Source organism: Enterobacter cloacae complex sp. SHL020 (genome assembly GCF_049236945.1).
GTDB lineage: Bacteria > Pseudomonadota > Gammaproteobacteria > Enterobacterales > Enterobacteriaceae > Enterobacter > Enterobacter dykesii.
Genome location: NZ_JBMKJF010000001.1, coordinates 727519 through 750846, shown reverse-complemented (window position 1 = coordinate 750846; position 23328 = coordinate 727519). Strand labels below are relative to the sequence as shown.

The following is a 23328-nucleotide window of genomic DNA, read 5'->3' as shown; positions in this document are numbered from 1 at the left end:
GGGGTGCCAGCTATTGTAGCGGGCTTTAGCTATTTATCTAGTGAAAAAATCGCCAGAAAATGCGCTCTGCTGGCAACCTCTTTTTCCAACTGTTATTGTGGTGGGATTAAACGGTGTCACCACCGTCCGGAAAAAACAGGAGTTGTAAGCATGTTTACTGGTATTGTGCAGGGCACCGCCAAAGTGGTGTCCATTGATGAAAAACCTAATTTCCGTACTCATGTTGTTGAGCTGCCGGAATATATGCTTGAGGGCATTGAAACAGGCGCGTCGATTGCCCACAACGGCTGCTGCCTGACCGTTACCGAAATTAACGGCAACCAGATTAGCTTTGATTTAATGAAAGAGACGCTGCGCATCACCAACCTTGGCGAGCTGGCGGTGGGAGATACCGTCAACGTTGAGCGGGCGGCGAAGTTCAGCGATGAGATTGGCGGCCACCTGATGTCCGGGCACATCATGACCACCGCTGAAGTGGCAAAAATCGTGACCTCGGAAAATAACCGTCAGATCTGGTTTAAAATGCAGGATCCTTCATTAATGAAATACATCCTCTATAAAGGATTTATTGGCATTGACGGGATTAGCCTGACGGTAGGTGAAGTGACGCCAACGCGATTTTGCGTACATTTAATTCCTGAAACGCTGCAGCGCACAACGCTGGGCGCTAAAAAACTGGGGCATCGCGTGAATATCGAAATCGATCCGCAAACCCAGGCGGTAGTGGATACGGTTGAGCGCGTGCTGGCAGCAAAAGAAGCTGCAATAATAAAGACTGCCGCAGAAGAAGAATAAAAAAATAACCCCGGACATCCGGGGTTATTTTTTTAGCGTGCGACACGTAGACCGTGTTCAATCCCGCGGCTGAATACCACCTGCCAGAGCTGAATATCCCGTGCGCGAAACGCCCCCGCGCAGGCATTCAGATAATAGCTAAACATCCGCCTGAATCGTTCAGAATAGTTGTCCGCAATCTCAGGCCAGGTCTCCTGAAAACGCGCATGCCAGGCCATCAACGTGGTGTCGTAATCCGCGCCAAAGTTATGCCAGTCTTCCATCACGAAATGGGGTTCACTGGCGTTGGCAATCTGGCGGACGGAAGGCAAACAGCCATTCGGAAAGATGTATTTGTTGATCCACGGGTCGACGTTATTGTCGGTTCGCTTAGAGCCGATGGTGTGCAGCAGGAAGATACCGTCTGGTTTCAGATTACGATCCACCACCTCAAAATAGGTAGCGTAGTTTTTCGGCCCGACGTGCTCGAACATGCCGACGGAAACGATCCGGTCAAACTGCTCGTTCAGGTCACGGTAGTCCTGCAGCCGGATATCCACATCGAGATCCTGGCAGCGCTCCCGCGCCATTTTTTGCTGTTCCGCTGAGATCGTGACGCCGACGACGCTGACGCCATAGTGCTTCGCCATAAAATACGCCAGCCCGCCCCAGCCGCAGCCGATATCCAGCACGCGCATACCGGGCTGGAGCTGCAGCTTCTCGCTAATCAGACGCAGCTTGGCCTGCTGGGCCTCTTCAAGCGTCGACGCCTCTTTCCAGTAGGCGCAGGAGTATTGCATAAAAGGGTCCAGCATACGGCTGAACAGGTCGTTGCCAAGATCGTAGTGTTCTTTGCCAACGATCCACGCGCGCTTTTTACTTTGCAGATTGAACAGTCGGGCAGAGGCGACGCGCAGGGTGTCTTTCAGATTGCGAGGGAGTTGATTTTCAAGACCGGCACGCAGCACGCTGGCGAAAAAGGTATCCAGACGCTCGCACTCCCACCAGCCGTCCATATAGCTTTCACCCAGGCCTAACGACCCTTCCCGCAACACGCGTTTAAAAAAGTCGGGATGTTTAACCTGAGGATCGGATGGCGATGATCCATTGATAGTGATGCCTGCTCGACCTAACAGTTCACTGACGATCCGGGACCAGTTGTCATCCGGAACGCTGACTTCTTCTATACACGATGAACTCATAGCTTCTCCATCACCCTACTGTGATCAGAACCTTAAAACAGCGTAGACGCTTTTTTTGGTTTGTGAGAAATCTCACGGTAAATACCGCGAGGCTAGTATCCGACGTAGAACAGAGGAAGGGAGATAACCCTTGCCGAAATGCCTTCCATGGTAAAACGGGAGCACTCCGGCTCCCGTTAACGCTTAATATTTATCGTATTTAATCGAACCAAATTTAGTATAGGCCTCAAAATTTGGTGATTCAATAGAAAATTCTTAGCAACCTAATCACTGAAATGTAACATGATTTCTGACGCAATCAGGCATGTGACGTTTCAACCTGAGCACTCTTTTCCTGCTCACGCTGCGCGGAGGCCTGCATGCGATAGCCCAATACCGCCAGCACTACGGTGAACAGCATCACGCTGGTGGTAGTAAGGAGCGGCGTGGCAATCAGCGCCGAGACCACCAGGCTTGCCAGGAAGCACAGCCCCAGCTGCAGGGTGTTCTGCAGCGCGGCGGCGCGGCCAGTTGCCTGTGGGAAAGGACGCAGCGCCTGCGCCACAACGATAGGATAAATCGCCCCGTTCGCAATGGCCATCATGCAGAATGGGATCAAAATTTCGGCCAGACCGGCGCCCGGAATAAAGCCAACGGCCCAGGTCCCGATGACGCTCAGCGCATACAGCACCAGCAGCCACGGCAGCATCTGCTGACCTTCCCACTTTTGCAGCGCCGCGCGGCAGCCGTAACCGCCTACCAGGAACGCGATGGTCTGCGGAACATAGCTCAGGCCGATGGCTGCCGGGCTGTAGCCCATATCGTGCAGAATGAACGGCGAGCCGGTGAGCCACGCGAAGAAGCTTGCTGAGCAGGCGGCATAGATCAGGACATTCCCGCGATACGCTTTGGTGCTGAGCAGAGACGTGAAGGTAATCGGCTTCGCGTCAGTATGCGCTTCTTTTTTATGCGCGGGCTTGAGGGCGAACGCCGGCAGCATCAGGACCAGGGTAATGGCAAACAGCGTGGCGAAAATGGCCTGCCAGTCGAAATGCGCGAGGATCCAGCTGCCCAGCAGAGGGGCGAGAGCAGGTGAGAGACCCACCAGCGGCATAATGGTGGCGAAAATACGGTTTGTGCGGTTAGCCGGATAGTAGTCGGTGACCAGCGCCTGCCAGGTCACGGCCGCGGCACAGACGCCCACTGCCTGAACAAACCGCAGCACCAGCAGCCAGGCGGCATCGCGTACCCATAGCATCCCCAGGCAGCCCACGGCAAAAATGGCCAGGCCCAGCAACAGTACCGGTTTACGACCAAAGCGATCCGAGAGCGGTCCCCAGAGCAGCTGAGCGAAAGCAAAACCGGCGAGGAACAAACTCAGGCTGGCGCTGATGGCGGCAGCAGGGGTTTGCAAATCTTCCTGCATGGCGGCAAAAGCCGGCAGGTACATGTCGGTGGCCAAAAAGCCCAGCACGCTCAAGCCGCCGAGCCAGACTAAAAAACCGTTCCTGGGTTGCATTATTTTATTCTCCTGAGGAGGCAGGTATACATTGGCGCTGAGTGTAGGGAGTGCAAAGCCGCTTGTGAAACGCTAATATTTGGCGGGTGCATTCAAAAATTTTGCAGGCAGAAAATGTGGTCAGATTATTCTCTTGAAGTGGTCGATGCTGTGGCGCGTAACGGCAGCTTCAGCGGTGCGGCGCAGGAGCTGCACCGCGTCCCTTCGGCAATCAGCTACACGGTGCGTCAGCTTGAGGAGTGGCTGGCGGTTCCGCTGTTTGAACGGCGGCATCGTGATGTGGAATTAACGCCCGCAGGCGCGTGGTTTTTGAAGGAAGGGCGTTCTGTTATCAAAAAAATGCAGATCACCCGCGAACAGTGTCAGCAGATCGCTAACGGCTGGCGGGGACATCTTTCCATCGCGGTGGATAACATCGTTAAGCCGGAGCGCACCCGGCAGATGATCGTCGATTTCTATCGTCATTTTTCTGACGTCGAGCTGCGGGTCTCGCAGGAGGTGTTTAACGGCGTCTGGGATGCGCTGGCGGACGGCAGGGCAGAGATGGCGATTGGCGCGACGCAGGCGATCCCGGTCGGGGGGCGTTACGCCTTTCGCGATATGGGGATGCTGAGCTGGAAATGCGTGGTGGCACGCGATCATCCGCTGGCGGCGATGGACGGGCCGCTGAGCGATGACACGCTGCGCAACTGGCCGTCGCTGGTGCTGGAGGATACGTCCCGTTCATTGCCCAAGCGTATCACCTGGCTTCTGGACAACCAGCGGCGGGTGGTGGCTCCGGACTGGGAATCGTCGGCGACGTGCCTCAGCGCCGGACTGTGCGTCGCGATGGTGCCCGTTCATTTTGCGCGTCCGCGCATCGATACCGGAGAGTGGGTTGAGCTGACGCTGGAAAATCCGTTCCCGGATGCGGCCTGCTGCCTCACCTGGCAGCAAAATGATGTCTCGCCTGCGATGGCGTGGCTGCTGGACTATCTGGGAGACAGCGAAACGCTGAACCGAGAATGGTTACGGGAGCCAGCATAGCTGGCCCCGTATAGCGATTAACGACGGTAGTCGCGGAACGGACCATCCGCAACGGAACGACGTTCGATAAGACGCGGGTGAACTTCAATAGACTGTGACTCTTCACGCTTGTTGACGATCCTGTCCATCAGCATGTTGAAGGCCGTTTCGCCCAGCGAGTCTTTCGGCTGGTGAATGGTGGTCAGCGCCGGGGTGAAGAAGCGCGCGTTACGCACGTTGTCATAGCCGATCACGGAAATATCCTGCGGTACGCGCAGGCCCAGCTCGTCGGCAGCGCAGAGCGCGCCCATGGCCATGATGTCACCCCCGCAGAACACGGCGGTCGGACGGTGCGGCTGGGAGACGATCTGCTGCATCGCGCGGTAGCCCGATTCCGGCTCAAAGTCGCCCTGCACGATCCAGTTTTCCGGCACTGTGATCAGCGCTTCTTCCATCGCTTTCATAAAACCGGCCAGACGGCCCGCGCCGGTGTTGCGCTCCAGCGGGCCGGGGATCACGCCAATCTCGCGGTGACCGCGTTCGATCAAATAACGACCGGCCATATAGCCGCCTTCAAAGGCGTTATCGATAACGGAATCGGTGAAGTCTGCGCGCGCTTCGCCCCAGTCCATCACCACCATCGGAATATGGCGATACTCTTCCAGCATCGACAGCACGGATTCCGGGTACTCGGAACACATCACCAGCAGGCCATCAACGCGCTTCTGCGCCATCATCGACAGATAGGCACGCTGTTTTTCAATGCTGTTCCACGCGTTGCCCAGAATCAGGGTATAGCCTTTCTGGAAGCAGTTCTTTTCGACCGCTTCAATGATCTCGGCAAAATAGGCCGCTTCACTGCTGGTCGCCAGCAATCCAATGGACTTGGTGTGATTAACCTTGAGGCTGCGCGCAACCGCACTTGGCGAATAGTGCAGTTCTTTGATCGCTGCCCAGACGGCGTTGCGCGTCTCTTCCGCCACAAAGCGGGTTTTGTTAATTACATGTGATACGGTTGTAGTGGAAACGTTTGCGCGTTTTGCTACATCTTTAATTGTTGCCATTAAATGTCACTCCAGACCATATCCTAAACTCCTGAAAAACTTGAAGGTAAACGTTTGCCTTCTCTCACCCTTATCACGCAATCTTGAATTGCGGCACGCCGGGAAAACGACACGGGACGTCAGGAGGGGGTCAATGGCCGGTACGCTAATAAATTTAGCGTGGAATTTTGTCCTATCTTGATGAAAAGGGGAAGAGGTAAAGTGGTTATCAGTATAAATCCAGGAAGATTTTTGACGTAATCTATGCAAAAATGAGCAAGCTCACTTTTCGTGTGGGGATTAAAAGGAGAAAAATTGATGAGTTCCGATCTTAAGTTTTCGCTGTTCACCACCGTTGTTGTTCTGGCTCTGATTGTTGCGGCCGGTCTGACGGCTGCGCTGCACTGATTTACGCGGAGGGAGAGCCTTCTCCCTCCCGACACCCCGGATTGTTACTTCTCTGGCAAAAATCTTTTGCCATTTTGTTAACTTCTCATTTTTTGTGATTGATGTCATGCTTTCCGCTTCTTTGTTCTGTGTCACCACATGACACGGCATCCGGAGTTGACGCATGAAAATCAATTTTCCCCTGCTGGCCCTGGCGATTGGCGCTTTTGGGATTGGCACCACTGAATTCTCCCCGATGGGGTTACTGCCTGTTATTGCCCGGGGCGTAGATGTCTCTATTCCTGCGGCAGGGATGTTAATTAGCGCCTACGCTATCGGCGTGATGGTCGGGGCGCCGCTGATGACGCTTCTGCTTTCGCACCGCGCGCGCCGCAATGCGCTGATTTTCCTGATGGCGATTTTCACCCTCGGCAACGTGCTTTCGGCCATTTCGCCGGACTACACCACATTGATGCTGTCCCGTATTCTGACCAGCCTTAACCACGGCGCGTTCTTTGGGTTGGGGTCGGTCGTGGCTGCCAGCGTGGTGCCAAAACACAAGCAGGCGAGCGCCGTGGCAACCATGTTTATGGGGCTGACCATCGCTAACATCGGCGGTGTTCCTGCGGCAACCTGGCTGGGGGAAGCGATCGGCTGGCGTATGTCTTTCCTGGCGACGGCCGGGCTGGGCGTGGTCGCGATGGTGGCGCTGTTCTTCTCCCTGCCGAAAGGAAGCGCCGGTGAACGTCCGGAAGTGCGTAAAGAGCTGGCGGTGCTGATGCGCCCGCAGGTGCTCTCCGCACTGCTCACCACCGTGCTGGGGGCAGGGGCGATGTTTACCCTCTACACCTATATTTCACCGGTACTGCATGATATCACCCACGCAACGCCTCTCTTCGTTACCGCGATGCTGGTGCTGATTGGCGTGGGCTTCTCGATCGGCAACTATCTCGGCGGGAAATTTGCCGACCGTTCCGTGAGCGGGACGCTGAAGGGTTTTTTAACCCTGCTGATTGTCATCATGGTTGCCATTCCATGGCTGGCGCGTAATGAGTTCGGGGCCGCGATTGCGATGGTCGTCTGGGGAGCCGCCACTTTCGCCGTGGTGCCACCGCTGCAGATGCGCGTGATGCGTGTCGCGCACGAGGCGCCGGGACTTTCATCTTCCGTGAATATCGGTGCGTTTAACCTGGGTAATGCCCTGGGCGCGGCGGCTGGTGGGGCCGTGATTTCAGGTGGTCTGGGGTACAGCTTTGTGTCGGTGATGGGGGCGATTATTGCCGCGCTCGGCCTGCTGCTGGTGATGATGTCGGGTCGTAAACAGCCTGAAGCAGCCTGCGCTGCGGAATAAACCAAAAACGCAGAAGGGCGAACCCTTCTGCGTGTCTCTTACGCGGCGAAGTTCTTCGCGACAAAGTTCCAGTTAACCAGTGCCCAGAAGTGCTCCAGGTAGTTTGGACGCGCGTTGCGGTAATCAATGTAGTAAGCGTGTTCCCATACGTCCACGATCATTAGCGGCTTCGCGCTGGTGGTCAGCGGGGTGCCCGCGTTAGAGGTGGACACGATAGCCAGTTTGCCATCCGCCTCTTTAACCAGCCACGTCCAGCCGGAACCGAAGTTCTTGATGGCTGCATCGGTAAATTTCGCTTTGAAATCCGCGAAGCTGCCAAATGCGGCGTTGATAGCGGCAGCCAGTTCACCGACAGGTTCACCGCCGGCATTCGGCGCCAGGCAGTGCCAGTAGAAGGTGTGGTTCCACACCTGAGCCGCGTTGTTAAACACACCACCCTCTGAGCTGCGGACGATCTCTTCCAGCGTTTTGCCTTCAAAATCGGTGTCCTTGATCAGATTGTTCAGGTTGGTGACGTACGTCTGGTGATGCTTGCCGTAATGATATTCCAGGGTTTCCGCAGAAATGTGCGGTGCCAGGGCGTCTTTTGCATACGGTAGTGCAGGTAATTCGAACGACATTGCTTCTCTCCTTATTGTATTTTGCGTTGCCAATAACCACACAGACAACAGGGACAGGATAGCAAATTGAAAGGGTATGCAAAAGAGGAACTTACCCTGCCACGGATGCGGCAGGGCAGGGGTTAGCGAATGGTTTTTGGCGTCATCACGCGACGCGCGCCAACGTAGTGGCGTACCCAGTAGTCTTCACTGAGAGAGGTGATCTGAATATCCTGGCCGCTACGTGGAGACTGGATGAATTTCCCGTTGCCGACATACACGCCAACGTGGTCAGCCGTGCCGCGACCCTGAGTGCGGAAGAACACCAGATCGCCGTTTTCCAGCTCACCGCGGTCAACCGGTGAGGCATCGCGCAGGTGGTACATCTCATTGGCGGTACGAGGAATGCGGAATTTGACAAGATCTTTATAGGCGTAATAGACGAGGCCGCTGCAGTCAAACCCGGTACGCGGCGAACTGCCACCCCAGTGATAAGGTTTGCCAATCTGCCCCATCAGTTTGTTCATCGCGGTTTTTTGCGCTTTCTGTACACGCACTTTATGCACTTCAGCTATTTTCGTGACCTTCGTGCATTTCGCCTTGTGGCCTTTACGCGTGATGCATTTTTCAGTAACGAGGTTAGCGGCGGTTTGCGAAGCTTTACTTTTAGCGGAGTGGGCAGTGCGGGAAGGTTTTGTTTTCGTCTTGCTGGAAGCGGTCTGTTTCGTCTGAGCCGGTGTTTTTTTCTTGTCGTTCTTAGCGGTGGTTTTTTTCTTACGTTCTGTGGCTTTCACCAGATGGTTTTTTTGTACAGCAGAATGCCGCGCCTGCTGAGAGGCGTTTGCCACTGGCGTGAAAGTGAGTGAAGTAAACAGTAAAGCACAGAGCGTGATCGAGATTTTATTTATCCGCGCCACTGGGCAGTCCCCTGATAAATGCAGGTCATCAATAATACCCGCGTGTGATTTACAAAGCCCGTCGATTCTAATCTATAAAAACCCAGAAAGTTAATAGCATTTTTCAATCTACAATCGTGTTTCGTTAGCAAGTGCAAAAAAATTCATCGTTCTGTCGCACATTTGCCCACTCCCTAAGCAAAACCCTGACCGCCGCAGGGGTAAACACCATTTGCAATGCAACTTTTCGTGACTCGGGGTAGAATGTATAAACGTGACAAAAATGTTATTTTCCGATGCCAGTCTGAACCGCTACAATGTCAGACGAATGCCGTAACAGAAGTTAAAGGAAGCAAGACATGAGCACCACTATTGAAAAAATCCAGCGCCAGATCGCTGAAAACCCGATTCTGCTGTATATGAAAGGTTCTCCGAAGCTGCCAAGCTGCGGCTTCTCCGCACAAGCGGTTCAGGCGCTGTCAGCCTGTGGTGAGCGTTTTGCTTACGTTGATATCCTGCAGAATCCGGACATCCGCGCAGAGCTGCCTAAGTACGCTAACTGGCCGACTTTCCCACAGCTGTGGGTTGACGGTGAGCTGGTTGGCGGCTGCGATATCCTGATTGAAATGTATCAGCGCGGCGAACTGCAGCAGCTGATCAAAGAGACGGCGGCGAAGTACAAAACCGAAGAGCCGGACGCAGAGTAATTTTCTGCGCAAATAAAAAAGCGACCTGATAAGGTCGCTTTTTTTTATTCTTCGCTGTCGCCCATCGGCAGCGGCCAGCCGCCCAGACGCTTCCAGCGGTTGACGATCTCACAGAACAGCTCTGCGGTGCGCTCCGTGTCATACAGCGCGGAGTGCGCCTGCGTGCCGTCGAACGGAATGCCAGCCGTAATACAGGCTTTTGATAACACCGTTTGTCCGAGCGCCAGGCCGCTCAGCGCGGCGGTGTCGAAGGTCACAAAAGGATGGAAGGGGTTGCGTTTGAGCGCGGCGCGCTCGGCTGCGGCCATGGTAAAGCTGTGATCAAAGGTGGCGTTATGGGCCACCATGATCGCGCGGCTGCAGTTACTCTCTTTCATGCCTTTACGCACCATTTTAAAAATGGCGTGTAGCGCATCATATTCACTGACTGCACCACGCAGCGGGTTATGCGGATCGATACCGTTAAACGCCAGCGCTTCCGGCTGTAAGTTTGCCCCTTCGAAAGGTTCAACGTGGAAATGCAGCGTGGTGTCCGGTGTAAGCCAGCCCTGTTCATCCATCTTCAGCGTGATGGCGGCAATTTCGAGCAGCGCATCGGTTTTAGCGTTAAATCCGGCTGTTTCTACATCAATGACAACGGGATAAAAACCACGAAAACGGTCGCACAGACCGCTAAATTGAGCGTTATCGGACATCAGGGTCTCTTACATGGGAAAAAGCAGAGCGCATTATGGCAAATTTTGCGGGGTGATGCAGTAAAACTACGGGCGCACGTTGCGCCCTGAGGGATCAGTTGCCCAGACCGCGACCCGCGTCTTTGGCTTCAATCAGCTCGATTTTGTAACCGTCCGGATCTTCCACAAACGCAATCACGGTGGTGCCGCCTTTTACCGGGCCCGCTTCGCGCGTGACGTTACCGCCATTTTTGCGAATGCGTTCGCACGCGTCGGCCGCGTTATCCACTTCCAGCGCGATATGGCCGTAGGCCGTGCCCAGCTCATAGCTGTCAACGCCCCAGTTGTAGGTCAGCTCGATCACGGCTTCATCCGTTTCCGGGCCGTAACCCACGAATGCCAGTGAGTATTTATATTCCGGGTTTTCGCTGGTGCGCAGCAGCTTCATGCCCAGGACGTTAGTGTAGAAATCGATAGAACGTTGCAGGTCGCCAACGCGCAGCATGGTGTGAAGTAGGCGCATAATTTCCTCATTAACCAATGGAATAAAAAAGCTTTTTGATCAGAAACGATGTTTTAGTATAGCGGCGAACTGTCGCCGCTATCAATGAACAATGGCGAGATTACAGTGAAGGGTAGTCGGTGTAGCCTTCCGCGCCGCCGCCGTAGAAGCTTTCCGGACGCTGCGGGTTGAGCGCCGCTTTTTTCTGCAGGCGAGCAACCAGATCCGGGTTGGCGATGTAGTCGCGGCCAAACGCGACGGCATCGATCAGCCCTTTATTAATCAGATCTTCGGCTTTCTCCGGGGTATAAGCCCCCGCACCGATGATCACCCCGTGGAAACGCTCGCGCACTTTCTGACGGAAAGCGTCCGTGTAAGGCTTACCGCCAGCCCAGTCCGGCTCGGACATGTGCAGATAGGCGATGCCGCGTTTAGCCAGTTCTTCGATCAGGTACAGGGCATCGGCTTCTTCGTTCGGACCGTTGTCGACGTTCTGGAAAGAACCGATTGGGGAGACGCGGATCCCGATACGATCCGGGCTCCACTCCTGGCATACGGCGTCAACCACTTCCAGCACCAGGCGAGCGCGGTTTTCGACGCTGCCGCCGTACTGGTCGGTACGGTGGTTGGACGACGGTGACAGGAACTGGTGCAGCAGGTAACCATGCGCAGAGTGCAGCTCAATCAGGTCAAAACCGGCTTCGCGGGCGTTGGCCACGGCCTGGCGGAAGTCGTTCACGATACCCGGAATTTCATCCAGCTCAAGCGCGCGCGGCATGGAGGTATCCACGCGGATCGCATTGCCGTTTTCATCACGCAGGGACGTACGGGTATTTGCGCTCAGGGCCGACGCGGAGACCGGTGCCTGGCCGCCAGGCTGAATGCTGCTGTGAGAGATACGACCGGTGTGCCACAGCTGGACCGCAATGCGACCCTCTTCAGCGTGAACGCCCGCGGTGATTTTCTGCCATGCGGCGATCTGTTCCGGGCTGTGAAGGCCCGGTGCACCTGCATAACCTTTAGCCTGAGCTGAAATCTGCGTGGCTTCCGTGATGATCAGGCCAGAGCTTGCGCGCTGACGATAGTATTCACCCATCAGTGGGGTTGGGATGTCGCCCGGCTCAATGCTGCGCAGACGGGTAAGCGGAGCCATAAACACGCGGTTTGGCGCCGTGACGGCACCCACTTTCAATGGGGTAAACAGTTTTTCAGCTGACATAAAGACTCCTGAGTAGACCAGTCGACTAGTAATAGGGTAAATAAAAAAGCGCCCGTTATACGTCTGGCGCAGTAATACTGTTTTTCACATGTGCCAGCGCGCTTTCCAGCGGCAGGGCACTGCGCGAAATTTTTGCCTGCAGGTTGGCTCCTAACCAGAGGGAGTAGAGCACCTGAGACTGCATTAAGGGGTCGCCGGAAAAGGCCAGCGTTTTTTCTTCGCGGCCTTTTTCCAGCGCCTGTGCCAGTAGGGCGATTACGCCGCGGGCACCCTTATCCATCGCCGAGCGCATATCTTCGGAAAGATCGCACACTTCGGCAGACAGTTTGACCGTCAGGCATCCGCTGATAATGCCCTGCTGACAGAACTGGTTCAGCGTTTCCTGATAGTAGTTCAGAACACGATCCCGGTAGTTTCCCTCACCCGACGCAAAGTGGGTCGCCAGGCGCTGGTGGTAGCCAGCATAATGACGCTCCAGCATCGCCACGCCAAAGGCCTCCTTGGACCGGAAGTAGTGATAAAACGACCCCTTCGGTACCTCAGCGGTTTTTAACAGCTCGCTCAACCCCATACCGGTAAACCCGCGATGCATGCAAAGTCGCTCGCCGGTTGCCAGTAAATGTTCGCGGGTATCGTGTTCAGTATTTCTGCTCATGGCCGCACTCTAATAGACCGTTCGGTCTAATGCAAGCGAGTTTACTGACGACATGCGCTCAGGATATCCAGCTGCGGTTGATAAACCGTTGATTTCACGTCCATCATACCCAATACGGTTGAGAATAAATTGTCCTGGGAAACCGCATTTTTTGCTGCATGGTCACGCAAACACTGTTCGTTGATGCCAAAGTTTTTCGCGTAATCCGGTGACAGCCAGAACATAAACGGAATATGCGTTTGCTGCTCCGGCGCCAGCATGTACGGCGTACCGTGCAGATAAATACCGCTTTCGCCCAGCGATTCACCGTGATCTGAGAGATAAATCAGCGCGGTGTTCATGCTCGACTGGCGCGCTTTCAGCGCATCAATGGTTTTGCTGACCATGCTGTCGGTATAGAGGACAGTGTTGTCATAGGTATTGATCAGCGCCTGATGGTCGCAATCCTGAATTTCATTGGTGTCGCAGGTGGGGGTGAATTTACGGAAGTTGTCCGGGTAACGGCGATAGTATGCCGGACCGTGGCTCCCCATCAGGTGGATAACCAGCACCGTATCTTGCTTCACGCCATCCAGCACGTTATCCAGACGGTAGAAGTTCACATCGTCAATACAGGATTTGTCTTTGCAGAACTGATCCAGATTCCACTGCGTCATGTCGGTATGGGGCACGCGATCGCAGGCGCCTTTACAGCCGCCGTCGTTGTCGCGCCACAGCAGGTTGATACCCGCATGCTTCAGCACATCGAGCAGACCTTCCTGATGGTGAGCCAGGTCGGCATCGTATTTGCTGCGCGTCATGCCGGAGAACATGCACGGAACGGAAACGGCGGTTTCGGTGCCACACGAGGAGGCCTGCGGGAAGTTAATCACGTCCTGCTTTTTCAGCTCCGGGTTGGTTTCGCGTTCGTAACCGTTCAGGGAGTAGTTTGCCGCGCGAGAGGCTTCGCCGACGACAAGCACCAGAACGGTTTTCTTTTGTTGACCGGTAATCAGTGACCCTTTATGGGCATTTTCACCAATGCGCACCAGCGTTTGATCGCCGGCAAACCAGCGCATTTTGCTGTACTTCACCACGGCGCTGACATAGTTCGCCGGGGTGACCATTTTGACGATGCTTTTGTTATTGCGGAACAGCGACGCGTAATCTTTGTAAAACAGCGCGGCAATCAGGATAATCACCAGCAGGGTGCCGAGCATCGCGGCAACGCGCGTCAGCAGCGCGTACCACCATTTTCCGGTACGAATGCGGGTCAACGCCAGCACCACGGAGGGCACGAGGCCGGCTATGACAATCCACAGGATCATCTGCGGGGTCACCAGGGCGGTCGCTTCCTGAGAGTTGGTTTCGAACACGTTCACAATCATGTTCTGATCGATCACCGCGCCGTAGGTATACATGAAATAAGTCGCCGCGGCGCAACCGACCGTTAAAACAATCAGCAGCGGCTTGCGGAGATACGGGATGTTAAGCAGGCTAAAAACAATCACCCAGCCGCAAAACAGCACCAGCGGGACGGAGGCGGCAAAGAGGAAGTCGTGCAGATGGACTGGGCCGATAATGGCCCAGCTTCGCTGGATAAACAGCCCGTTCAGCAGAGTAAAAAAGAGTGCACAGCCCAGAGTAAATTTAATGTCGTTACATTGTAACTTTCTGTTTAACCACATCGATCGGTAAACCCGTTATTGTCATGATGGGCCGAGTATAGAGAGGGAAGATTAGTGAAACCTTAATGCCACAAATCTGTGATACAGGCCTTGCACGCGGCGCGATTAACGTCTTCACTGTAGGTGAGAAGAGCTATCGGGAGGTGAGTGTGGCAGAGCAGCTGGAGTTTTTCCCCATCCAGAGCCCGTGCCGGGGTATTTGTCAGGTCGATGAACGCGGATATTGCCGCGGGTGCATGCGTACCCGCGATGAACGTTTCAACTGGCAAAACTTTAGCGACACGCAAAAGCAGGAGGTGCTACGCCTCTGCCGACAGCGTTTTCTGCGCAAAATACGCGCAAACAAAGCCGGTGAGACCGAAGAACCCCAGCAACCTTCACTTTTTTAACACGGTAATTGCGTATACTCATGACATTACGTCCTTGAGGAAAATGTTATGGTTCAGCGAATTACCCTTGCCCCCCAGGGGCCAGAATTCTCCCGTTTTGTCATGGGCTACTGGCGCCTGATGGACTGGAATATGTCCCCCCTCCAGCTGGCGAGCTTTATTGAAGAGCACCTTGATTTAGGCATCACCACGGTCGATCATGCCGATATTTACGGTGGCTACCAGTGCGAGGCCGCGTTCGGCGAGGCGCTTAAGCTGGTTCCGGCACTCCGCGATCGCATGGAGATCGTCACGAAGTGCGGGATTGCCACCACGGCAAAACCTGAACATGCCCTAGGTCATTACATCACCGACAGCGCGCATATCATCAAGAGCGCCGAGCAGTCGCTGGTCAATCTGGCGACCGATCGTATCGACCTGCTGTTAATCCACCGCCCAGACCCGCTGATGGATGCCGATGAGGTGGCGGAAGCCTTCCTGAACCTGCACCAGAGTGGGAAAGTGCGTCACTTCGGCGTGTCAAACTTTACCCCGGCACAGTTTGCGCTGCTTCAGTCTCGTCTGCCGTTTACCCTGGCCACCAACCAGGTTGAGATTTCCCCGGTACACCAGCCGCTGCTGCTGGATGGTACGCTCGATCAGCTGCAGCAGCTGCGCATTCGCCCGATGGCGTGGTCATGCCTGGGAGGCGGACGCCTGTTTAATGATGAGGAATTCCAGCCGCTGCGCAATGAGCTTGAAACCATCGCCCGCGAACTGAACGCGGAAAGCATCGAACAGGTGGTTTACGCGTGGATCCTGCGCCTGCCGTCAAAACCGCTGCCCATTATCGGTTCCGGTAAAATTGAACGCGTGCGTTCCGCGTTGGCCGCTGAGGAGCTACAGATGACCCGTCAGCAGTGGTTCCGCATCCGTAAGGCCGCGCTGGGTTACGACGTACCATAAACCGCCAGAAGGTGACTTTCCGGTGAAATCTTTGCCCCTGGTATACACTTAAGGGGCAAAAAATAACCCGCGGAGGTCATATGAAGCGTTTTGCTCTTGCACTGGTCACGCTGGTTGTTTGCGCAGGGGCGCAGGCAGCCAGCGACGAAGTGGAAATGAATCTCGTCACCCCACAGGGTGTGGGTCAGTCCATCGGAACGGTGAAAATCACTGAAACCGATAAAGGGCTGGAGTTTGCCCCCAACCTCAAAGCCCTCCCTCCCGGTGAACATGGTTTCCATGTTCATGCCAAAGGCAGCTGTCAGCCCGCTTTAAAAGAAGGTAAACCGTCGGCGGCGGAAGCGGCAGGAGGGCACCTCGATCCGCAGCATTCCGGCAAGCATGAAGGCCCGGAGGGAATGGGGCATCTGGGCGATCTGCCCGTGCTGGTGGTCAATAACGACGGTAAAGCCACCGATCCTGTTGTCGCGCCGCGACTGAAAAAGCTGGATGAGGTGAAAGGCAAGGCGCTGATGATCCATGTCGGCGGCGACAATATGTCCGATCGGCCTAAACCGCTCGGCGGCGGCGGGGCACGCTATGCGTGCGGCGTGATCTGATCCCCAATCGTTCCCGGCGGCGGGGCCTGTTCCAGCTGCGAGAGCGAGCAGTGCAGCCGCCAGATGATCGAGGCCAAATCACGGGCGGCGGGCAGATGATGGCGTGCAAGCGTATCGCAGATCCGCTGCAGTTCATTCAGCGTGATTTCCAGCGGCCGCTGCTGGACGCCGCGCTCGCTCATTACATCGCGCAGCAGGGAGATGCAAACATCACGAACCTGCGACAGCGGATCGGAACGCGTTTCCCACGCGCGCAGCTGCCAGACCACGTGCGAGCAGTTCAACAGCACCACGCCCCAGCGCAGCAGCCAGCGCCGGGATAGCGCGTCCTGGCTGTTATTCAGCTGGCTGACGTGGTGATACACCAGTGATTCATACTCGTTTTCACCCAGATGCGGTTTACGGCTGAGCTGGTCGACAAACCCTCTGCGTAACTCCCGGATATGCCTGCGGCTCTTGCGGGCATCGGAGCCGGGACGCAGCACCGCGAAAGCCAGCCATGCCAGCCCCACGCCCAGGATTTTCGCCAGGTTGTCATTGAGAAAGTCGGCGTAATCGTAAACCGGCGGATTCGTCACGGAGATAAACGAGCCCATAAAGACAATCAGCTGTCCCCAGAGGCCCGCCAGCTTAGGCATTTGCAGCTTCAGAAGCTGCATGGTGGTCAACAGGGGAAACAGGAACAGCAGGAACTGCCACAGATCGCTTATCTGCACCATCAGGCCAAACTTCACCACGAAGCTGAACAGCGACAGCAGCACCAGCGTGCGCAGCAGCAGCGTAAGCGAGTTGAACGGCGAGGCCGCGACGGAGTAAAGCACGCAGCTGATGGCGGCAAGCGTCAGGGCCGCCGTACCGGACTCCCACTGGGTGGTAATGCTCCACGCCCCCACCAGCATCAGCGCACAGAAGGTGCGAAAACCGCTCCACAGCGCTTCCAGATAGTCGGTATGGCGCGCAAGAGCCGGGCTGCCGGGGACGTTGAACTCCGTTAATGGGGTTGCGTTTTCGACGGCCGTAATCCAGCGGCTGCTGCGCAGGTACAGGCGGCAAAAGTAGTTCAGACGCTGCCAGAAGGCGCGATGGCGGTAGTCGTACTCGTCAGCCGGCGCGAGCGGAGCGATAATCCGCGCCACGGTATAGATGTCCGCATCCGGGCGCGCAAGGGCCGCGAGCAGCGTTTCAATCACGGCTCGGGTATTTTCAGGCGGCGTCGGCCAGTTGAGCAGCATCCGGCGAAGGCTGGAGATGGCGCTGGTCATGCGCAGCTGCTGGTGCAGCAGATAGTTAAGCAGGGTGTTCTGGCGGCGAAAGCGGTAGTGGCTCCAGAACGCCTGAATGCGCAACAGATTCATGGTCAGGATCTGCCCGATAACCTTTTCATGCGCGAGGCGGATATCGTCGCTGGTATCCGGTTGCCACAGCAGGCTCGCGTGTTCCAGCAACCGGGTATGCATGGTCTTTAGCGCGGTGATGAGCGCGGTGCCGTCGGACGTGCTGGGAAGGATCATCATCATGAAGCCGCCGCTGAGGATCCCGACAATCACTTCACAGACGCGCGCCTGGGCAATATCCCACAGCTCGGTGGTGTCGAGTACGTTAACCACCGGAAAGGCGATAATGGCGGCGGTATAGCCCGCCAGTTGGAAAGCGTAGGCGACGTTATTGGTAAAATGGGCGCAGGCCCAGGTACAGCACCCCAGCCATGAGGCCATGCTCAGCAGGAACAGCCACGGATCGTTCAGCGTATGGCCGGCGATAATTAGCGCCGCGGTGGCGCCCAGCAGGCTGCCTGCGATGCGGCCAAGACTTTTACTGATCACTCCGCCGACCGTCGGAAAACTGACCACCGCCGCAGACGTCATCGCCCAGTAGGGTTCATCCAGGTTCAGGTAATAAGCCACAGTCAGCGCAAGACACATGGCAATGCCGTTACGCAGCGCGTAGCGCCACTGGGGACGCGTCGCTTTCATCCACGGCGTGTTTTGCCAGGAGAGCCCCTGCAGCTTCATTAGCGGGTTCCGATAGAGACAGTGCAGGTGGTGCCAGACACCAGGGTAATGTCCTGCGGTAAACGGTCAAACTCCACGCGAACCGGAACGCGCTGGGCCAGACGCACCCAGGGGACGTTCGGCTTTATGTCCGGCACCAGTCCTGAATCCGTTTCGACGCTTTGATCGTAAATGGCGCGGCCAATGCTGGATACGTGACCCTGTAACTTCTGCGAGCCGCTGTAAAGCGTAATAACTGCAGGCGATCCCTCGCGAATATGGCGAAGTTTGGTCTCTTCAAAATAGCCCACCACGTAGAAGGAGTGGCTGTCGACGAGGGCAAAAACGGGTTGTCCTGTGGTTGCATAATTCCCAACGCGAGCGGAAAGGTTGGTTACCCACCCGTCAACCGGCGCGGTAATCACCGTTTGGGTCAACTCCCACTGGGCCTGCTTCAGCGTGGCTTCGGCCTCGTTGACGCTCGCCTGCATGGCCTTCACATTGATGTTTGCGGTGTCTAAATCTTCAGCTGAGATGTAGTTTTGCGACAGGTGGCGGCGGCGGTTGGCCTCGTTGTTGGCCTTTGCCAGATCCGACTGGGCTTTAGCCAGCTGCGCCTGAGCGTTCAGGATCGCAATGTGGTACGGCGTATCGTCGATGCGGAATAAAATGTCTCCCTTTTTGACGAACTGGTTATCCTTAACCAACAGCGTCGTAATACTTCCTGATACCTGAGGGGTAATGCTGACCTGCTCGGCGCGCACTTTGCCGTCACGCGTCCAGGGCGACTGCATATAAAAATTCCACATCCACCATCCCGCAACCAGCGCGAGGGCAAGGACAAACAGGGTGGAAAAGTACTTTAGCGTTTTCAGGGACATATTCACCACGCAGTCAAAACGGCAAGGCCCAGGCATACGGAAAGGGCGAACAGGGAAAGATCCATCAGCATGGGATGCCAGATTTCGCCGGAGTACATCCAGTCGCGAAGCAGACGATGCGCGATGAGCCAGAGGATAAAGCCCACCAGAACGGCCTTAAACAGGGGAGGAAAGTAGACTGACGCACCGAAGATCAGGTCCTGAAGGGGTAAACCCTCCGAGCGATGAAAAAACGTCACGGGCAGAAATCCTTTGCAGTGAACACAATGCCGCGTTGGCTTGTCTTAGTATGATGAAGCATCACAATTCAGTGTAAGTCATACTTTTAAGTTCGATGAATGCAGTATTGCATTTGTTTTGGCAATACAAATGCTGCACACTATTCTAAAATCAGTATAATAACTTAGCAAGCTAATTATAAGGAGATGAAATTGGAATCGCCATTAGGTTCTGATCTGGCAAGGTTGGTACGCGTCTGGCGTGCTCTGATTGACCATCGCCTGAAACCTCTGGAACTCACACAGACGCATTGGGTCACGCTGCACAACATTCATCAGCTGCCGCCCGAACAGTCGCAAATTCAACTGGCAAAAGCGATAGGGATTGAGCAACCGTCGCTGGTGCGCACGCTTGACCAGCTGGAAGAGAAGGGGTTGATCTCGCGGCAAACCTGCGCCAGCGATCGTCGCGCCAAGCGGATTAAACTCACCGAGAAAGCGGCGCCTATCATCACGGAAATGGAAGCCGTGATTACGAAGACGCGCGGTGAAATCCTGTCTGGCGTTTCACCGGCGGAGCTGGAAATGCTCATCAGCCTCATTGGGCGCCTCGAGCAAAACATCCATGAGCTACAGTCGCGCGACTGACAAACAATAAGGCCTTGCAGCAAGGCCTTTTTTTACTTAAAGACGACCACGCGGTTACGGCCTGTCTCCTTCGCTTCATACATCGCTTTGTCGGCATTTTCCACGCACGTTTCTGCGGCTATCGCGGGAGACGTCGCCGTATACACCCCCATGCTGATGGTGATTGGCTCCGGTAGTTGACCGCCGCTGCTGGCGTTATCGAAGCTGCTCAGATTTAACCGTATGCGTTCCGCTACCTGGTACGCCGCGTCTGATGAGGTGTTGGCCAGCATCAGAACAAACTCCTCACCACCGATACGCGCCGCGATGTCCTGCGGGCGTACTGAATCCATCAGCAGATTAGCGACAAACTGCAGGACCTTGTCGCCCTGAAGATGCCCGTAGGTGTCGTTGATACGCTTGAAGCGATCGAGATCGCTGACGATGACGGAAACCGGGCGGCTGGGTTTGGCGATATCCAGCGCCTGCTTTAATGATTCATAAAAATAGCTGCGGTTATACAGGCGCGTGAGCGGGTCGCGAATGGAGTTCTGGTACGACTGCTGATACTTAACGTGTGAGTCGCGATACAGCCTGAAAACATCGTAGAGCAGAACAAAAATGATCATCAGCGTGGCGACAGTTTCAAATAAGCGGGCGCGATACCAGGAGATATCTTCAACATGTCCACCCACTAACAGCATTGAGAGCGTGACGATATAGCAGACGCACAGAAAATTACCGCCCACCCAGAATAAGTTGCGTATGCGCGTAATAAACATCAGCGTGGCTAATGTGACCACCCAGAGTGCAATTAATGCAATATTAATGAAGTGGCTCCAGAGAACCATAAACTCACGAGTTTCATTATCAACAAGATCAATGGATAAAAAGGAAGAATGACTGGAATACATCCAGGCCAATCCTACTGCAAAGACGGTAAAGAGAAACTCGCCGCTCACAATAGCGATATGCGCCGACCGTGAAAAGGGACAATTGCGCGTAGTATAGAGTATTACCGAAACGATTATTAACACCGCCATTAAAAGATGGCGGAACATATAGAAGATCATCGCATCGTTGTAGTTCACCGCGTTGAACTGATAGAGGTCCAGCCAGGCGGGAAAGCTGCACAGCGTTCCGACCATCAGCGATGCCGACCCGGCAAAGGCAAAAGCAAGCGATACCAGATACAACCTTTTTCGGTCACACCAGTATTTCATTGCCATAAAGCAGGCAATAAACAGATCAAACACCAGTAAAAAAATGGTGAGCGTAGGGAACAAGTGAGACGAAAAGGTTGGAACCCATACGGCAATTTTTGAAAACAGAGCGTGTAATAAGCTGATAACAGCAATGCAACCCAGGCAGAACGAGATATAACGACCTTTTACAGAACGATGATTCGCAAACATATATGGCTTTAATGACTTTATAATGAATTAAGGTGAGGGTATTGCGAAGAGTTTAATAAATTAGCGCGCTAAATACTTTGCGCAGAAACAATATATGGCGAGGTTAATAATGGATATGGTGGATGTATTTTGTAAATATATTTGTGGGAGTGATAAATAATGTAAATGGATGTGGCCTGATGACCACATCCATTTTTAATTAACGTGGAGAAACGGTCACCTGGCTTCCGTTGCTTGCCAGAACAACGCGCTGGCCTGCAGAGAAGCGGGTGCTGCCTTGTTTCTGTACAACCATGATCGTGCTGCCGTCGTCTTTACGAATTTCCAGCTCTACGCCCTGGGTTTTGTTCATCGCACCCTGAACGCCCTGGCCCGCTACACCACCCGCAACGGCGCCTGCGGCCGTCGCCAGAGAGCGGCCAGTGCCGCCGCCGACGGTATTACCCAGGAAACCACCCAGCACGGCACCGCCGATCGCGCCCATCACGTTGTTTTCATCACCACCCTGGATCTGTACAGGGCGTGCATTAACAACGGTACCGTAAGTCACGTTCTGAACCTGTTTCGCTTCAGAAGCGCTGTAAACGTCGCCAGAAAGTGAACTGTCATTCACACAGCCAGCCAGAGTTAAACCAATCAGCGAAACGCCCAGTACACGTAAAATCATTTGAATCTCCTGTTCACCAAAAACGCCCGATTGGGGGCATCCGTTATGGCTAAATTATATGGCATAAGCGGCCATAGTTCATATCTTTGCACTAACAATAAGAAAATTGTACTTGAATTTGACTTAACGAGACATAAACAGGATCCGCCCGCGTAACCCGTCTGACATTGTTAAAAAATATTATCGCCGGATGGCAAAGCTGCGCCGTTTATGGTTGAGTGGATATCCTTAGCCCACGCAACGTAAGGAAAGCGCATGAAATCGGGTCGCTACATTGGTGTGATGTCAGGCACCAGTCTGGATGGGGTAGATGTCGTTCTGGCCGCCATTGACGAAAACATGGTGGCGCAGCAGGCGAGCCTGACCTGGCCAATCCCCATTTCACTGAAAGAGGATATTCTGAGCATATGTCAGGGGCAGCAGCTGACTCTCTCCCAGCTTGGACAACTTGACGTCCGCCTGGGGGCGCTGTTTGCGGATGCGGTGCAGGCTTTGATGGAAAAAGAAAATCTTCGCCCGCAGGATGTGGTGGCCATCGGGTGTCACGGACAAACGGTCTGGCATGAACCCGGCGGAGATGCCCCGCATACCCTGCAAATCGGTGATAACAACCAGATTGTAGCGAAGACGGGCGTGACGGTGGTTGGCGATTTCCGTCGGCGCGATATCGCCCTTGGCGGGCAGGGCGCGCCGCTGGTGCCCGCGTTCCATCAGGCGTTACTGGCGCACCCTTCAGAACGGCGCATGGTGCTCAACATTGGTGGGATTGCCAACCTGTCGATGCTCATCCCGGGGCAGCCCGTACGCGGCTATGATACCGGCCCGGGCAATATGTTAATGGATGCCTGGATCTGGCGGCAGTGCGGACAACCGTATGATAAAAACGCGGAGTGGGCGAGCGGGGGGAAAGTGATTATTCCGCTGCTGCAGTCGATGCTGAGCGATCCTTATTTTGCCTTGCCGGCCCCTAAGAGCACGGGGCGTGAATACTTCAACCTGGGCTGGCTTGAGCGTCAGCTGGCGCCATTCCCGGCGCTCGCGCCGCAGGATGTCCAGGCGACGCTTGCCGAGCTGACGGCCGTGTCGATCTCCGAACAGGTTCTGCTCAGCGGCGGATGTGAACGCCTGCTGGTGTGCGGCGGAGGAAGCCGCAACCCGCTGGTGATGGCGCGTCTTGCGGGGCTACTGCCGGGTACCGAAGTGACCACGACCGATGAGGCCGGCATCAGCGGGGATGATATGGAGGCGCTGGCCTTCGCCTGGCTTGCCTGGCGCACCATTGCGGGACAGCCGGGCAACTTGCCGTCGGTAACCGGCGCGCGTGAGGCGAGCGTCCTCGGGGCGATTTTCCCGGCAAATCCTCGTCATAATCAGAGTTAACTGAAATTCAGCGCGTCGCGTCGTCGTTAGAATGGAA

General features: G+C 55.1%; 25 protein-coding genes. 10 read left to right on the top strand and 15 right to left on the bottom strand.

Annotated elements, in window-relative coordinates:
- Positions 1-150 precede the first annotated feature (150 nt).
- On the top strand, positions 151-795 hold the full coding sequence (locus ACOTZB_RS03595) for a riboflavin synthase (RefSeq protein WP_023311347.1): 645 nt from the start codon (positions 151-153) through the stop codon (positions 793-795).
- Positions 796-827: 32 nt separating this feature from the next.
- Here ACOTZB_RS03595 and cfa read toward each other — a convergent pair whose 3' ends face one another.
- Complete coding sequence (gene cfa, locus ACOTZB_RS03590) at positions 828-1976, bottom strand: cyclopropane fatty acyl phospholipid synthase (RefSeq protein WP_337280942.1); 1149 nt, start codon at positions 1974-1976, stop codon at positions 828-830.
- A 298-nt stretch (positions 1977-2274) separates the two neighbouring features.
- Complete coding sequence (gene punC / locus ACOTZB_RS03585) at positions 2275-3474, bottom strand: purine nucleoside transporter PunC (protein ID WP_421626503.1); 1200 nt, start codon at positions 3472-3474, stop codon at positions 2275-2277.
- A gap of 114 nt (positions 3475-3588) precedes the next feature.
- Here punC and punR point away from each other — a divergent pair, with 114 nt between their 5' ends.
- Positions 3589-4500: a DNA-binding transcriptional activator PunR gene (gene punR / locus ACOTZB_RS03580; protein ID WP_045910323.1), complete on the top strand. Its 912-nt coding sequence runs from the start codon at positions 3589-3591 to the stop codon at positions 4498-4500.
- Between the two features lie 17 nt (positions 4501-4517).
- On the opposite strand, the gene purR is transcribed toward punR, so the two are convergent.
- Positions 4518-5543, bottom strand: a complete 1026-nt coding sequence (purR, locus tag ACOTZB_RS03575; protein ID WP_010430302.1) for an HTH-type transcriptional repressor PurR — start codon at positions 5541-5543, stop codon at positions 4518-4520.
- A gap of 297 nt (positions 5544-5840) precedes the next feature.
- On the opposite strand from purR, the gene ACOTZB_RS03570 reads away from it, so the two are divergent.
- Positions 5841-5930, top strand: coding sequence for a YnhF family membrane protein (locus ACOTZB_RS03570; protein WP_008500596.1), 90 nt, complete (start codon positions 5841-5843; stop codon positions 5928-5930).
- Positions 5931-6093: 163 nt separating this feature from the next.
- Positions 6094-7260: an MFS transporter gene (locus ACOTZB_RS03565; protein WP_421626502.1), complete on the top strand. Its 1167-nt coding sequence runs from the start codon at positions 6094-6096 to the stop codon at positions 7258-7260.
- A gap of 38 nt (positions 7261-7298) precedes the next feature.
- On the opposite strand, the gene sodB is transcribed toward ACOTZB_RS03565, so the two are convergent.
- Complete coding sequence (gene sodB, locus ACOTZB_RS03560) at positions 7299-7880, bottom strand: superoxide dismutase [Fe] (protein WP_421626501.1); 582 nt, start codon at positions 7878-7880, stop codon at positions 7299-7301.
- Positions 7881-8002: 122 nt separating this feature from the next.
- The gene (locus ACOTZB_RS03555) at positions 8003-8776 is read right to left on the bottom strand and encodes a C40 family peptidase (protein WP_023311354.1); all 774 of its coding nucleotides are present in this window, start codon (positions 8774-8776) and stop codon (positions 8003-8005) included.
- 338 nt (positions 8777-9114) lie between these two features.
- Between ACOTZB_RS03555 and grxD the strand changes: the two genes are divergently transcribed.
- Complete coding sequence (gene grxD / locus ACOTZB_RS03550; protein WP_003832760.1) at positions 9115-9462, top strand: monothiol glutaredoxin 4; 348 nt, start codon at positions 9115-9117, stop codon at positions 9460-9462.
- Positions 9463-9506: 44 nt separating this feature from the next.
- Here the strand turns inward: grxD and rnt are convergent, their stop codons facing one another.
- The 5 genes from rnt to eptA all read right to left on the bottom strand — a co-directional run bounded on the left by rnt (position 9507) and on the right by eptA (position 14179).
- Positions 9507-10157 (bottom strand): ribonuclease T, encoded by a 651-nt coding sequence (gene rnt / locus ACOTZB_RS03545; RefSeq protein WP_023311355.1) that lies wholly within the window; start codon positions 10155-10157, stop codon positions 9507-9509.
- A 94-nt stretch (positions 10158-10251) separates the two neighbouring features.
- Positions 10252-10659, bottom strand: a complete 408-nt coding sequence (gloA, locus tag ACOTZB_RS03540; protein WP_008500591.1) for a lactoylglutathione lyase — start codon at positions 10657-10659, stop codon at positions 10252-10254.
- Between the two features lie 100 nt (positions 10660-10759).
- Entirely contained in the window at positions 10760-11857 is a 1098-nt protein-coding gene (locus ACOTZB_RS03535; RefSeq protein WP_421626500.1) for an alkene reductase, read from the bottom strand.
- A gap of 55 nt (positions 11858-11912) precedes the next feature.
- Positions 11913-12512 (bottom strand): TetR/AcrR family transcriptional regulator, encoded by a 600-nt coding sequence (locus tag ACOTZB_RS03530; RefSeq protein ID WP_047651416.1) that lies wholly within the window; start codon positions 12510-12512, stop codon positions 11913-11915.
- A gap of 41 nt (positions 12513-12553) precedes the next feature.
- On the bottom strand, positions 12554-14179 hold the full coding sequence (gene eptA / locus ACOTZB_RS03525; protein ID WP_421626499.1) for a phosphoethanolamine transferase EptA: 1626 nt from the start codon (positions 14177-14179) through the stop codon (positions 12554-12556).
- 149 nt (positions 14180-14328) lie between these two features.
- Between eptA and ACOTZB_RS03520 the strand changes: the two genes are divergently transcribed.
- The 3 genes from ACOTZB_RS03520 to sodC all read left to right on the top strand — a co-directional run bounded on the left by ACOTZB_RS03520 (position 14329) and on the right by sodC (position 16112).
- Complete coding sequence (locus ACOTZB_RS03520; protein ID WP_023335439.1) at positions 14329-14568, top strand: DUF1289 domain-containing protein; 240 nt, start codon at positions 14329-14331, stop codon at positions 14566-14568.
- Positions 14569-14616: 48 nt separating this feature from the next.
- Entirely contained in the window at positions 14617-15513 is an 897-nt protein-coding gene (locus ACOTZB_RS03515) for an aldo/keto reductase (RefSeq protein ID WP_032657749.1), read from the top strand.
- An 80-nt stretch (positions 15514-15593) separates the two neighbouring features.
- Positions 15594-16112, top strand: coding sequence for a superoxide dismutase [Cu-Zn] SodC (gene sodC / locus ACOTZB_RS03510; RefSeq protein ID WP_047061660.1), 519 nt, complete (start codon positions 15594-15596; stop codon positions 16110-16112).
- On the opposite strand, the gene ACOTZB_RS03505 is transcribed toward sodC, so the two are convergent.
- From ACOTZB_RS03505 to ACOTZB_RS03495, 3 genes are read right to left on the bottom strand one after another with little or no spacing between them, the layout of a single operon-like run.
- Positions 16091-18124: an FUSC family protein gene (locus ACOTZB_RS03505; protein ID WP_421626498.1), complete on the bottom strand. Its 2034-nt coding sequence runs from the start codon at positions 18122-18124 to the stop codon at positions 16091-16093. The genes sodC and ACOTZB_RS03505 overlap by 22 nt on opposite strands.
- Positions 18124-18984: an efflux RND transporter periplasmic adaptor subunit gene (locus ACOTZB_RS03500; protein ID WP_421626497.1), complete on the bottom strand. Its 861-nt coding sequence runs from the start codon at positions 18982-18984 to the stop codon at positions 18124-18126. The genes ACOTZB_RS03505 and ACOTZB_RS03500 overlap by 1 nt, the downstream gene beginning before the upstream one ends.
- 2 nt (positions 18985-18986) lie before the next feature.
- Positions 18987-19223, bottom strand: a complete 237-nt coding sequence (locus ACOTZB_RS03495) for a DUF1656 domain-containing protein (RefSeq protein WP_126328353.1) — start codon at positions 19221-19223, stop codon at positions 18987-18989.
- Positions 19224-19409: 186 nt separating this feature from the next.
- On the opposite strand from ACOTZB_RS03495, the gene slyA reads away from it, so the two are divergent.
- Positions 19410-19850 carry a transcriptional regulator SlyA gene (gene slyA / locus ACOTZB_RS03490; RefSeq protein ID WP_033145325.1) on the top strand — a complete coding sequence of 147 codons (441 nt, stop codon included), beginning with the start codon at positions 19410-19412 and terminating at the stop codon, positions 19848-19850.
- 32 nt (positions 19851-19882) lie between these two features.
- On the opposite strand, the gene ACOTZB_RS03485 is transcribed toward slyA, so the two are convergent.
- On the bottom strand, positions 19883-21244 hold the full coding sequence (locus ACOTZB_RS03485; protein WP_421626496.1) for an MASE4 domain-containing protein: 1362 nt from the start codon (positions 21242-21244) through the stop codon (positions 19883-19885).
- Positions 21245-21443: 199 nt separating this feature from the next.
- Complete coding sequence (gene slyB, locus ACOTZB_RS03480; RefSeq protein WP_008500578.1) at positions 21444-21911, bottom strand: outer membrane lipoprotein SlyB; 468 nt, start codon at positions 21909-21911, stop codon at positions 21444-21446.
- Positions 21912-22166: 255 nt separating this feature from the next.
- Here slyB and anmK point away from each other — a divergent pair, with 255 nt between their 5' ends.
- A complete protein-coding gene (anmK, locus tag ACOTZB_RS03475) occupies positions 22167-23291 on the top strand; it encodes an anhydro-N-acetylmuramic acid kinase (RefSeq protein WP_421626495.1) in 1125 nt (374 codons plus the stop codon).
- The last annotated feature ends 37 nt before the right edge of the window (positions 23292-23328 follow it).

Coding starts and splice junctions, on each gene's coding strand:
- punC (WP_421626503.1), bottom strand. CDS start 3,474: ATGCAACCCAGGAACGGTTTTTTAGTCTGGCTCGGCGGCTTGAGCGTG.
- ACOTZB_RS03500 (WP_421626497.1), bottom strand. CDS start 18,984: ATGTCCCTGAAAACGCTAAAGTACTTTTCCACCCTGTTTGTCCTTGCC.
- ACOTZB_RS03505 (WP_421626498.1), bottom strand. CDS start 18,124: ATGAAGCTGCAGGGGCTCTCCTGGCAAAACACGCCGTGGATGAAAGCG.
- ACOTZB_RS03570 (WP_008500596.1), top strand. CDS start 5,841: ATGAGTTCCGATCTTAAGTTTTCGCTGTTCACCACCGTTGTTGTTCTG.
- anmK (WP_421626495.1), top strand. CDS start 22,167: ATGAAATCGGGTCGCTACATTGGTGTGATGTCAGGCACCAGTCTGGAT.
- cfa (WP_337280942.1), bottom strand. CDS start 1,976: ATGAGTTCATCGTGTATAGAAGAAGTCAGCGTTCCGGATGACAACTGG.
- ACOTZB_RS03515 (WP_032657749.1), top strand. CDS start 14,617: ATGGTTCAGCGAATTACCCTTGCCCCCCAGGGGCCAGAATTCTCCCGT.
- ACOTZB_RS03595 (WP_023311347.1), top strand. CDS start 151: ATGTTTACTGGTATTGTGCAGGGCACCGCCAAAGTGGTGTCCATTGAT.
- gloA (WP_008500591.1), bottom strand. CDS start 10,659: ATGCGCCTACTTCACACCATGCTGCGCGTTGGCGACCTGCAACGTTCT.
- punR (WP_045910323.1), top strand. CDS start 3,589: ATGTGGTCAGATTATTCTCTTGAAGTGGTCGATGCTGTGGCGCGTAAC.
- grxD (WP_003832760.1), top strand. CDS start 9,115: ATGAGCACCACTATTGAAAAAATCCAGCGCCAGATCGCTGAAAACCCG.
- rnt (WP_023311355.1), bottom strand. CDS start 10,157: ATGTCCGATAACGCTCAATTTAGCGGTCTGTGCGACCGTTTTCGTGGT.
- sodC (WP_047061660.1), top strand. CDS start 15,594: ATGAAGCGTTTTGCTCTTGCACTGGTCACGCTGGTTGTTTGCGCAGGG.
- purR (WP_010430302.1), bottom strand. CDS start 5,543: ATGGCAACAATTAAAGATGTAGCAAAACGCGCAAACGTTTCCACTACA.
- ACOTZB_RS03530 (WP_047651416.1), bottom strand. CDS start 12,512: ATGAGCAGAAATACTGAACACGATACCCGCGAACATTTACTGGCAACC.
- ACOTZB_RS03535 (WP_421626500.1), bottom strand. CDS start 11,857: ATGTCAGCTGAAAAACTGTTTACCCCATTGAAAGTGGGTGCCGTCACG.
- ACOTZB_RS03485 (WP_421626496.1), bottom strand. CDS start 21,244: ATGTTTGCGAATCATCGTTCTGTAAAAGGTCGTTATATCTCGTTCTGC.
- eptA (WP_421626499.1), bottom strand. CDS start 14,179: ATGTGGTTAAACAGAAAGTTACAATGTAACGACATTAAATTTACTCTG.
- slyB (WP_008500578.1), bottom strand. CDS start 21,911: ATGATTTTACGTGTACTGGGCGTTTCGCTGATTGGTTTAACTCTGGCT.
- ACOTZB_RS03565 (WP_421626502.1), top strand. CDS start 6,094: ATGAAAATCAATTTTCCCCTGCTGGCCCTGGCGATTGGCGCTTTTGGG.
- slyA (WP_033145325.1), top strand. CDS start 19,410: ATGAAATTGGAATCGCCATTAGGTTCTGATCTGGCAAGGTTGGTACGC.
- sodB (WP_421626501.1), bottom strand. CDS start 7,880: ATGTCGTTCGAATTACCTGCACTACCGTATGCAAAAGACGCCCTGGCA.